Annotated in this window: 8 protein-coding genes; all 8 read right to left on the bottom strand. The window is 54.9% G+C overall.

The window, feature by feature from the left end:
* Positions 1–126 precede the first annotated feature (126 nt).
* Complete coding sequence (locus PHP98_10245; protein MDD5484006.1) at positions 127–1,818, bottom strand: histidine kinase dimerization/phospho-acceptor domain-containing protein; 1,692 nt, start codon at positions 1,816–1,818, stop codon at positions 127–129.
* A 70-nt stretch (positions 1,819–1,888) separates the two neighbouring features.
* Positions 1,889–3,973, bottom strand: coding sequence for a hypothetical protein (locus PHP98_10250; GenBank protein ID MDD5484007.1), 2,085 nt, complete (start codon positions 3,971–3,973; stop codon positions 1,889–1,891).
* Between the two features lie 60 nt (positions 3,974–4,033).
* Entirely contained in the window at positions 4,034–4,675 is a 642-nt protein-coding gene (locus tag PHP98_10255) for a hypothetical protein (protein ID MDD5484008.1), read from the bottom strand.
* Between the two features lie 67 nt (positions 4,676–4,742).
* Positions 4,743–5,138, bottom strand: a complete 396-nt coding sequence (locus PHP98_10260) for a response regulator (GenBank protein ID MDD5484009.1) — start codon at positions 5,136–5,138, stop codon at positions 4,743–4,745.
* 99 nt (positions 5,139–5,237) lie between these two features.
* Positions 5,238–7,193, bottom strand: coding sequence for a PAS domain S-box protein (locus PHP98_10265; GenBank protein ID MDD5484010.1), 1,956 nt, complete (start codon positions 7,191–7,193; stop codon positions 5,238–5,240).
* A gap of 107 nt (positions 7,194–7,300) precedes the next feature.
* Positions 7,301–10,078 (bottom strand): response regulator, encoded by a 2,778-nt coding sequence (locus PHP98_10270; protein MDD5484011.1) that lies wholly within the window; start codon positions 10,076–10,078, stop codon positions 7,301–7,303.
* A gap of 109 nt (positions 10,079–10,187) precedes the next feature.
* The gene (locus PHP98_10275) at positions 10,188–10,451 is read right to left on the bottom strand and encodes a hypothetical protein (GenBank protein ID MDD5484012.1); all 264 of its coding nucleotides are present in this window, start codon (positions 10,449–10,451) and stop codon (positions 10,188–10,190) included.
* A 154-nt stretch (positions 10,452–10,605) separates the two neighbouring features.
* A complete protein-coding gene (locus PHP98_10280; GenBank protein MDD5484013.1) occupies positions 10,606–11,478 on the bottom strand; it encodes an AAA family ATPase in 873 nt (290 codons plus the stop codon).
* Positions 11,479–11,714: the final 236 nt, after the last annotated feature.

Below are 11,714 nucleotides of genomic sequence, written 5' to 3' on the forward strand. Positions count from 1 at the left end.
CCTACAATACCATCGCTGCCCAGGCCAAGCAAAAATGCCTGGCCCATTACGAACGCGCTGCCAAAGAACTGGAAAAGTTTTATCCCAACGATCAGGACAACCACCTTCAAGCTTCATTCATACCATCTATTTTTGAGGCGGGGCAAGCGATATTGAATTAACAACGGCATCCAGCCATGTGTCCCCGCTGGAATCGGGCTCAAGGAAAACGAATCCATCCTCATTCCTCAAATCTTCGTTTTCCGCGCGCGGGCTTACGATTATCATGCCGGAAACCGGGCAAATTTTACGCACCGCCTTGAGAAGGCCGGCGGCGTCCTCGCCAAAACAACTTCTGTCCGCAATAATAACATCCGGCTTGACGGCCTGATCAATGAAAGAGAACGCGGCTTCAACCGTGGTTTTCCTGTCAACAACCGCCCCGAGATCAGCCAGCATTTTTGCAAGCCAGGCCAGGCGCTCGCCGGCGGACACAAGGAGAATGCGCCACTGTTTCAGGCGGAACGATCCCTTGATTATTGATTTCACCGGAGTTAAAGCGGGGTTATCCGTCCGGGAAGCGCGGGGCAGACAGATTTTATAAACGCTTTTCCCTTCGGCGGCATAAAGCTCATCCAGCCTTCCGCCGGCTTCCTCCACAAGCGCGCGCACAACCGAAGGAATAATGCCCGTGGTATCAATTGCGCCGGTTTCAAGGGAGTGCGTTGACGTTTGATTATTCGCCGACGCAACCATGGTGATAACGGCCGCAAAGCGACGGGCATCCCGCAAGGCGTCGTCCGGCGGCTTTAATTCAATTGTTATTTTCCCCGGTTTTTTAAGGGCATCGGCCGCGAGCAGGCCGAGATTGAGGACAATCTGGACAATCTGGGACGGCGAGAGCGGCACAACCGGAAAAACCCCGGCAATCTCCGTTTTTACGATCCAGGCGGACGACAAAGCCACGCAGAGCAATTTTCCGGCTTCGCTGACATTTTCGGAAAGATTGGCGCTGGACTGCCCGTCATAATCCGGGGAACGGCTCAAAACCAGAAGTTGGCGCGACAACTGCACGCCCCGCTGGGTTTCACTCAAAATGACTCCGATAGAATCATGGAGGGTGCGCTGGTCTCCGCCGAAACGCTGCATCAGGGAGGCATGGCCGGAAATTGCGCTTAAAATATTGGAAAAGTCATGCGCGACCCCCCCGGCGATGCGTCCAAGCAGCTGCAGTTTGGCGGTCTGCTGACGCCGGACATGCTCGGCATGCATTTCGGTGATATCGCTGACCAGCACCAGGATCAGCCCCTCCACCGGCTGGGAACGGAAACGCAGCATCCGCAATCCGGAAGATGAAACGCTTTCGCTTTCAATTTCCGCGGGGCTGGCGCGGTGCAACAAACGGGCCGCATTTTCCTCCGTCAAGGAAGGGAAAATCTCCCGGATAAAAAGACGTTTGCCGGTTTTAACATGAACGGCGGAAAGATTGCGCGCGGCGGAATTTATCCCTTCAATGCGCCCCTGATAATCCAGCGCCAGCAACCCGTCCGCAAGGTAATTCATCCTATTGATAATCCTCGCAATACGGTGCCGGCTTTCGCATTCGGCCGTGGCGGAAATGGCAAGGAGGCCGAGCGCGCCGGAAAGAAACATCAACCCCATGGTGAGCGCCCAGACGGCCAGGCCGAAGCCATGCACGACATGCTCCTGGTCCGGGAGCAAAAAGCGTTCGGTCGTAAAATCAATAACCTGCCAGGTGGCAATAGCGGCAATGGAAAACAGGACGACAAGCAGAATGGCGTAATTGCGGGCGCCTTTGGGAAAAAGTTTCATGTGCATGTCAAGGTTATCCGGTTATCACGGTTCACGATTGTTCCGGCGGGAGCGGTTGCGCTGAACAGTTGCCATGTCAATGCGTCCCGGCATCAGACGGCGGCGCGGCGGAAGGCTGCGCGTTTCCCTCCGCAGCCGGCGTAACAGGGGCAACAGGAGAAACAGGGGCGGCGGTAGAGTCCGGGGCGGCAGGAGACGGCGAATCGGCGGGCACTGCCGGCGCAAAGCCGGATGACGGGGTGAAAAGGTTGGTGGCAAGCGGCTGGGCATCAGCCTGATTGGTGGCTGCATTGCCAACCGCAAGCAGGGGTGCCTGCTCAAACTTATTGACGGTCAACTGCGCGATTGCTTCCATGCCGGTGAGCGGTTTATCTTCGTCAAGAATTGTCGGCGTCAGCATGATCAGCAGATTTTTCTTTTCATCCACGTCTTCCGTGTGCCGGAAAAGCAGGCCAAGCAAAGGAATATCGCCCAGGAGCGGCACGCGTTTTTCAGCCTTGCTCTTTTTGTTTTCAACGAGGCCGCCGATGACCACCGTATGCGCGCTGGGCACATTCACCCGGGTTGAGATACGCCGCGTGCTGATCACCGGATAAACCGAGCCCTGGGCCGTGGTAATATCCTTGACCCAGACGGTCATTTCCGGCTCAATTGTCATGCGGACGCTTTCGTTCGCCACGTCTATTTCGGGAATGACCCAGAGTTTCAGCCCCAGGTCAACGGGAGCGGCGTCCTCCGAATAATTTTCCGATATATTCACGCCGGTGCCGTCCTTGGTTTTTTTAAGGCTTATGCGCCAGGTTTGTTCGCCGACATGGATTTTGGCCTCCACCCGGTTGCCGACAATCAGCACCGGATGCGAGAGCATGTCGGCATTACCGGTCTGTTTAAGCGCGCTTAAATAAAGCGCCACGTCGGTGGCGGAAAGCACCATTGCGCCCATTTTGCCCTCGCTGAACGTGTCCACCACATTGTCGCGCCGGTCCAGAGTAATATCCCGGCCGACATCAACTATATCGTCAATTTCCCGCGTGGGCGTGAGGGTGGTTTTCTGGACCCAGTTTCCAGATCCAGGGGGGGATTCCTCCCACGTGGTAGTGCTCTCCTCGTATGGCATCCCGTCCTTGTCATAACGGGGTTTCAAGGTGTCTTTCCTCTGGCGCTTGTCCCACTGATTATTGCGGGCGTCGGTAGATGCGGTTTCGGTGCGGTCGTCTGAAAATTTCCACTGCGCGTCCTGAAGGGAAGCCCCCACCCCGAACCTTTCAAGCATGCCCCAGTCAAAACCCAGCTTCTGGTTGTAGGAAACGCCCACGTCAATGATGCGCGCCTCAATGAAAACCTGCGGCTCGCGCCGGTCAAGCTGCGCGATCAGGGCTTCCACCTTGTCAACATACTCCTTGATGTCGCTGACCACAATGGCGGTGGTGATGCTCGGATTCTGGGTAACGCCCTCGCTCGCGTTGCCGGTGGATTTCAAACTGACCTTGTCCTGCTCCTTGCTCTGGCTGGTGATGATGGCGCCGCGCGGCGAAAGGATCTTCAAGAGCTTGATCTGCTCAATCAAGTCAACCGCGCTGAGATATTTGGGCATAAAAGTCCTGGTAACGAGGGGCTTGGTTTCCTCTATCTGCTGGATTTTATCCCGGTACATTTCGGAAGTGACCACCATCAGGATACCGGAAGGATCCTCTATCATCGCCAGATTGACGGAACCCAAGGCCAGCTTCAAAGCCGTTTTCCACTCCACGTTCTTGAGATTGGCCGTGACAAAAACATTCGTAAAGGAGCCGGAAGTGATGATGTTGGCGCCGGATATCTGGGCAAACATGTTGACCACGTCCTGGACCGGAACATTGTCCAGGGAAATTGAAATCAAATTCGTATTCGCGCCCGCCAGCGCCCCGGCCGCCGACACATCGCCGCCCACCGGCAACTCAATGGCGCGGCCGTTGCCGTTCTGCGCTTCCGGAGACTGCCCTTCAGCCGCCGCGGCCGGCGCGTTTGGAAGAGAGGCTTGCCCGCCGGCGCCGTTCACGGTTGCGGTTTCCGCAGTCGGGCACGGGGATTGGCTTTCCCCGGCGGGCGCTTGCGCGGCCTGCCCGGCGTTTTGCGGCTCAACGCCGTTTTCCTGGGCGTAAGCCAGGTATAAAACGGCCATGACCAATCCGCAGACCATTGAACCAGTTGTAAGAAAAACAATCCTTCTCATTGGAAAAAATTATGGTTGCTGCTTCACCGTCGCGACAGCCGTCCGACCCTCGGCGTCTCTGACCGTGACGGTGTTTTCCCCGTGGGCGTTCGCAACCGCCGTATAGGCGGCGGTATAACTGGCAGAAGCTGAATACGAAACCGTGCCCAACTGGGCGTTGCCCGCAATCCAGGTATAAGGCGCCGTTCCGCCCTTGACCGAAAACGACACATACCGGGCCCCGCCGGAAAGGGTAACGGAAGAAGGCGTAACGGTCATCGTGTCGGTTTCCGGCGTGATCTGCGCCGCGGCATAATGGCCGCTTTCATCCTGAACGGTGATGGTATTATTGCCGACCTTTTTGCATTTGTAAGCGCACTGGTTGGCGCCGTGCGAGTTCAATTCGCCGTTGCTTTCGTTCGCGAGATACCAGCGATAAGCGCCGTCGCCGCCGGCGACGGTGAAAATGACTTCCTGGCCGACAATGTTAATTTTGGCCGAGGCGGGACTAATCGTAAGCAAAACATCGCCGCGTTCCGCGGGCTCGTAGGGATTTTCGCTGAAATACTCTTCCACGCCGGCCGGATCGTCCTTTTCCCCCTCGCAGCCGGCCAGCATAACCGCCAGTCCAAGGCCGAGAACGGCCCAGCAACCCAAAAATAATTGTCTCATAAAAAGCATAAATCCTGTTATTGATTTATAAATAACATCCCGTGTTTTTTTTGCAAGAAAAAAAACATCATTTTTTAAAGCCGCGTTTTTCTCTTTCTTTAAGCCACGCCTTTATTTTCGCCACCAGATCCGCCGATTCAAAGGGTTTGATGATGTAATCGTCCGCGCCGCAGGCCGGGCATTTCTGGATGATATCATTGCCGGCCGAGGCGGTGAACAGAATAACGGGGATGTCTCTGGTCGCCGGGTTCCGCCGCAAACGCCGGCAGACCTCATAGCCGTTCATTTTCGGCATAACTATGTCAAGCAGGATTAAATCCGGTTTTTCATTAAAAGCTTTTTGCAAACCTCTTTCGCCGTCAGGGGCGGAGATAAAGTCAAAGTCATTCGCCTCCAGGCGGAATTTAACCATCATGATCTGGCAGGGTTCATCTTCAATCAAGAGTATTTTTTTCTTATTCAATTTATGCCTCGCCTCGCATCGTTGCATTAAGCCCCGGCCGGCGCATGGCAGACGCGCGTTCCGCCGGCAGCCGCGTTTTGTCAAACCAAGCGCGGCCGGTTATCCGCCTGTTTTGGATGGCGGCAACTTGGGTAAAACAAAAATGAACTTTGAGCCGACGCCCGGTTTGCTTTCAACCCGGATTGCGCCTTGATGCAGGTCCACCAGCCCCTTGACAATGGAAAGGCCGAGCCCGGTCCCTTTTTCGCCGGGACCGACCGACCGGTTGAATTGTTGAAACTTGCCGAATACCCTGGGCAGATCGTTTTCGGAAATACCGACGCCGGTATCGGCGACCACGCACTTGACGTTGTCTTTCAATTCCTTGACTGAGATTTTAACCCCGCCCTTTTCGGTAAATTTCAGGGCATTGCTGATAAGGTTGGTAAAAATCTGGATAATTTTGTCGTGGTCGGCGTAAAGTTTGATTTCATTGGCGGAGAAATCGGTCTGTAATACGAGTTTCCTTTCTTTCGCGCGCAGTTCAAACCCGGCCACGATTGACTTTACCAGTTCCGCGATATTTATCAGTTCTCTTTTAAACCCGATCTTGCCTGATTCCATCCTGGAGATATCCAGCAGGTCGTCAATGATACGCGCCAGCCGGTCAATATTGTTGCGGGCGGCGGTCAGAATAACGGATTGTTTTTCGTTAACCGCGCCCGGGACCCCGTCCAAAACCAGACTGACCCCTTCCTTGGTAATGGATAAGGGCGTGCGTAATTCGTGGGAAACAGTGGAGATGAATTCGGTCTTGAGAACGTCCAGCGATTTCAGCTCTTCTTCTGTTTTCTTGCGCTCGGTGATGTCATATATGGAGATCAGGTAGGCCAGTTCTCCTTCCCAGGCGGTATGGGCGACGCGCACTTCCCCGATGCCGGATTCGCCGTCGGCCAGCGCGATTTCAATCTCCTCGCCGTGGTTTTCCAGCGCCGCGCGGGACCGGCTGCCGTTCTTGAAATCTTCTATGCGCTTCAAGATGCGCCCAATCACCGGCCTGATGCGGCGCGCGTATTCGGCCTGGTCAATTTCGTCCGCGCTTTTTTCAACAATGACCGGCAAGGCGTCCTTGATATCATCGGATTTCAACTTGGATTTTTCCGGAATCGCAAGGCGCAGGCCGAGCAATTCCTCGGCGGCCGGGTTAAAATAGCGCACTTCCCCGGTTAGAGAGGCGACAACAATCCCGATGACGCTTTTTTCGGTAATGGCAAAAAAAGAGGCCGTTTTTGCCTCGGCCTCTTTCAACGACGATATATCCATGATCGTGCTGCGTATGCCCAGCAATTTCCCCCCGGCGTCGCGGATCGGGCAATCATTGATCAGCACCGGAATGGAACGTCCGTTGCGCCGCAGGTAATTTCTCTCAAACAAGCGCGCGCTGATCTTGCCCGCGCCTAACTTTCCCATCACGGCCTCGCGGACCGTCTCATGCTCTTCCACGAAATCCCACACCGGCCGGCCGATCATTTCCGACTCGGTATATCCGAGCATTTTCAGCTCGGTCCGGTTGACCCGCGCCAGGTTGCCCTTGAGATCAATTTCATGATAACCGACGGGCGCATCGTCAAACAGGCTGCGGTAGTGTTCCTCGCTCTGCTTGATCGCGTTCAAGGCCTGATTTAATTTGATTTCCAGGTCATATTCGTGCAGCCCCAGGTCAATGGTCGCCTGTAATTCATCGTCCGAGAACGGTTTAAGGATGAAACCGCAGGCGCTGCTGGCCTTGACGCGGTTCAATACTTTTTTATCCGAATAACCGGTAACAAAAATAACGGGAATTCCGTACTGGTTATGAACGGCGTCGGCAAGATCAATGCCGTCCATATCGCCTTCCAGCTTGATATCCGACATGATCAGGTCCGGTTTGGCGGCCTTGATCCGCTTCAAAGCCTCGCCTCCCGAAGCGGCATGCCCGACGACCTGATGCCCGAGCCGCGCAAGGCAAGCCTGCAAGACCATTAACGCTATCTGTTCGTCTTCAACAATAAAAATCCGCTTGCCTTCACCGCCCATGTTTTATTCCCTTTCGCAACAGTGTTGCCTTGTAATATCAGTTCCGTTAAAATATCTTACATTTCGCCGTTTTGTCCAGCGCTGTCTGGCAGTATCTCCGGCAGCAGTCAGGGCAAATGCCACGGCTTTTTTTTGCCGCCGGGTTTCCGGCGCCCGCGCCGCGGCGGCACCCTCGCCGGCTTTTCCGGCCTTAACGTTTTCAAGTAGGCGCGCATGGCTTTTTCAAGGTCCGCAAACTGTTCTTTCAACCCGGGCACGATCTCCGCCGCCGCCCGCCATTTGGCGGTCTGGCAGGCAAGGCCGATCTGATGCGCCAGGGAACGGAGTTGATTGCCGCCGAAAGTAGCCGCGCCGCCTTTAATGACATGCGCCAGCCGCGCGGCATCCGGCTGGCGGCGTTTTTTAACGGCTTCTTCAAGCCTGCGTATTTGCGCCCGCGTTTCCGCAAGGAAAAGATTTATGATCTTGCGGACCGGCGCGTTGGTCCCGCTTATCCGGCCGGAAAACGCCTTGCAATCAAACACGGCTTCCGGGGCGTTTCCCGGACCGGTTTCGTTCCGGCGCGCGGCAACGGACCCGGGCCGGGAAATGCCGGCGATGGCATGATTGAGGGATTCCATGCCGACCGGCTTGACAATGTAGCCGGTCATTCCGGCCGCCAGGCACTTTTTCCGGTCGTTATCCATGGCATGCGCGGTAAGCGCCAGAACCGGAATATCATGGTCGCGCACCTGCGAGGCGGGATCGCGAATAACGGCGGTGGCCTCCAGGCCGTCCATTTCCGGCATCTGGACATCCATAAGGACAAGGTCGTAAGGCATCATTTCCAGCGCCTTGATCGCCTCCAGGCCATTAGAAACGGCGTTCGCCGAGTGCCCCATTTTGTTCAGGATGCTCAAAACAACCTGTTGACTGGCCGGATTGTCTTCGGCAACGAGAATGCGCATTCGCCTGCCGGAACAGTATCGTTCGCGTGTTCGGCGGCGCGCCGGCCAGTTTCCCGTCCGGCCACTTATTTTTTTGCCCTTGATGGCCGCAAACAGGTTATAATACAAGGCCGTTTGGCGGATCGGCTTGAGAAGCACGGCGGCGAAAACCCGTTCGTCTTGAACGCAGGTCTCCGGCGGCGGCCACCTGGAATTCATCAGCAAAAGAATTGTATTTTTGAGCGCCGCGTCAGCCTTGATGGTTTGCCCAAACGTAATCCCATCCATGCCCGGCATGCGCTGGTCAATAATGACCGCGCGAAAGGGTCTTCCCCTTTTTGCGGCGGAACGCATTCCGGCAAGCGCCGCAAGGCCGCCGGGGACCGTTTTCACCTTGAAATTCCAGGCCGTTAATTGTCTGGCGAGCGTTATCCGGCTGGTTTTATTGTCGTCAACCACCAGTATTTTTGTCCCGCCGGAATCCGCGCGCGGACCGGGCGATGCCGTTTTGCGCCGCGCATGCGCAAAAGGAATTATAACCCGGAAAGTTGAACCTTTCCCGCAATCGCTTTCAACGCCGATGGAGCCGCCCATTTGTTCCGCCAACCCCCTGGATATCGCCAGTCCCAGCCCCGTGCCGCCGAACTTGCGCGACAACGAAGAATCTATCTGGGTGAAGGAATGGAAAAGGATGTTTATTTTGTCAGCCGGGATGCCGATGCCGGTATCGCGCACGGAAAAACGCAAAACTGCGCGGCCGTTTTTTTCTTCCGCCAACGCCACGTTCAAAACGACTTCGCCCCTGGATGTGAATTTCAGGGCGTTGCCGGCCAGGTTTAAAAGAATCTGGCGCAGACGGTTCAGATCGCCGTTCAGATGGACCGGCACATCGGGCTCCACAAAACCGATCAACTCAAGCCCCTTCCTGGCGGCGTTGATTGCCAGCGCTCCGGTGATGTCTTCCGTCAGGTCCCTGAGATTGAAATCAATATTGTCCAGCTCCAGCTTGCCGGCCTCAATTTTTGAAAAATCAAGGGTGGCATTGATGATGTTGAGGAGATTCTCCGCGCTGGCATTGATGATTTGCGCGTATTCCATTTGTTCCCCGGACAGCCTGGTTTCAAGCAAAAGCTCGCCGACCCCGATGATGCCATTCAACGGCGTGCGGATTTCGTGGCTGATATTGCGGACGAATCGGCTCTTGGCGGCGCTGGCGGCCTGCGCCTCAAGCGCGAATCTGCGGTCGGTGATATCCCGGAAAAAACCAGCAAGATACGCCTTGCCGGCGATGGTTACCACCGAAGCGTTAATGTCGGCATAAAAAACGCTCCCGTCTTTCCGTTTCGCCGGCATGTCTTTGGCCAGGGATGTTATGCCCTTCAGTTGTTTTTCAAACCGGTCCAGAACATACGGGATATCTTTTTCAGGATGGATGTCCGTGACCCCTATTTTTTTAAATTCCGCCGGGCTGTAACCGAGCATCCGGCAGGCCGCTGCGTTGGCCAGATGGAATTTTCTGTTTTCCACATCGGCCAGCAATATTCCATCCGTTCCGCCGTTGAAAATAACCCTGAATTTTTCCTCGGATGCCCTCAATTCATCTTCGGCCCGCTTGCGGGCGGTTATGTCATGAAAGATGCCGACGATGCCGGTGATGCGTCCGCGCTCATCCCTGATGGGCGCTTTGACTATCTGGACCACAATTGTTTTTCCGTCCTGGATATATTTTTCTTCATATTCCAGGGGTTTCCCCGACGACAGGATACGTTTGTCATCGGCCCTGTATTTTGCGGCCAGGTCTTCGGGATAAAAATCATAATCCGTCTTTCCGGCGATTTCATCCGATTTAAGCTTCAAATCCCTTGCGTAATTATTATTGCAGGAAAGATAGACGGATTTCCTGTCTTTAAAAAAGATTTTTTGAGGCAGGTTTTCAAGCAGCGTCTTGTATTTCATCATGTCTTCACGCCCCCCCCCCCCCCCGCTTGCGGGCGTCCGACTTCTTGTTAAAGCCAAGGCCCGCAGCAGCCACGTTGCCGAAATTTCAGCGCCATTTCGGCAATTCTGACTATTTCAACGATATCAGAAGAAAAACAAACGCCAGCGCAAGGGCGATGACGCCGAGGATGCGCCTGATTTTCAGCAGTTGCGCGTCAATGTCGCGGGTCCGGTTTAATTCCTTTTCAAGCCGCTCGGTTGGAAACCATATCTTGGAAACGCGGTTGATTCTGGAAAAAACGCCGGGGCAGACAAGCAGCAGCACCGCCAGGATCAGGCAGAGAATCGCCAGGCATTGCGCAATGATTTTCAACGGAACAACAAGATCGGCCATATTTTTCCCTTTCTTTTTACAAGTTTATTTTTTCGCGCGCAAATTTTACGTTCGGATAAGGCGGCAGTGCCGCCATTCAGAACTTACCACTGACGATTCGCTGTTAATATTGGAAACTTCTCCGCAAAACTGTCATATGTTTTCATGGAACGGTTTAAATAATCCCGAATTTTTCGGAAGCCTCCAGCACCAGATTAGTGTCTATGACGGTCGCCTTCTTGGCAAATCCCAACGTAAGGCTCACGTCGCACAGGGTGTTGATCCGCCGGGGAATCCCGCCGGAATTGCGGTAAATAAGCTGTAAAGCCTCATCGGCGAAAAGTTTTTCTTTGCAGCCGGCTATTGAGAGGCGCGTCTGGACATAGGTAAAGGTGTCCGCGCTGTTAAAATGGCTGAGAGTGCAGGTAATCGGGATGCGCTGGGCCAGCTGTTTAAGAGCGGCGACGCGTTCCGCCAGTTCCAGGTGCCCCAGAAACAGGATGGTCATCATGAATTCATTGTCCTGCTGAAAGTTCAAAAGAATCCGCGCAACCTCCAGCGCCGCCTGATTATCCAGCATATGGGCCTCGTCAATGACAAGCACCGTGCGTTTTCCGTCGCGGCGGTTTTCCTTCAGCGAGCGTTCAATTGCCTCCAGGAGGGCGTCGGGCACCAGGCTGGCGCGTTCCGCGGAAAGCGCGGCATCGGTCATGGCGCGCGCGACGGCGCGCAAAATATCCACCGGCGCCATGCCCGGATGGGCCAGGCAGGTCCGCGCCACGTACAAGCCCCCCAGCTGCTGCAGAAGGACCCGGGAAAGAAGAGTCTTGCCGCAGCCGTAGGCGCCGGTCAGCATGGCCGCGCCCATGTTTTCATTCACGGCATAAGTCAGTTTCATCAGGGCCTCATCGTGCTGGGGCGAATGGCAGAAAAACTTCGGATCAGCGGTGTTTTGGAAAGGCCGCGTTTTCAATTTCCAGTATGCTTCGTACATATTCTCGTATCTCGTGAAACGTATCTCGTAAGACTGTTGGGTTTTCCGCTTCACGCTTCACGAGCGACGCTTCACTCTATTACGTTTTGCTCGCGAGCCAGTTTGTCATTTTATGCCTGTAATCTTCAAGGTCAAGACTGATTGTTTCCACGCTTTCCCTGGGACAGGGCCGCGTCAAGAAAGCCGGAGAGTGATAAAAGGCGAGAGGAGTGCGGTTTAGAGGGCAACAGAAGCAAGATTTGGAAGGCTTTGCCCGCTACGGGCAGGCCCGGAAGGCGGGACAAGACCAT

The sequence above is a fragment of the Kiritimatiellia bacterium genome, assembly GCA_028715905.1.
Classification (GTDB): Bacteria; Verrucomicrobiota; Kiritimatiellia; order JAAZAB01; family JAAZAB01; genus JAQUQV01.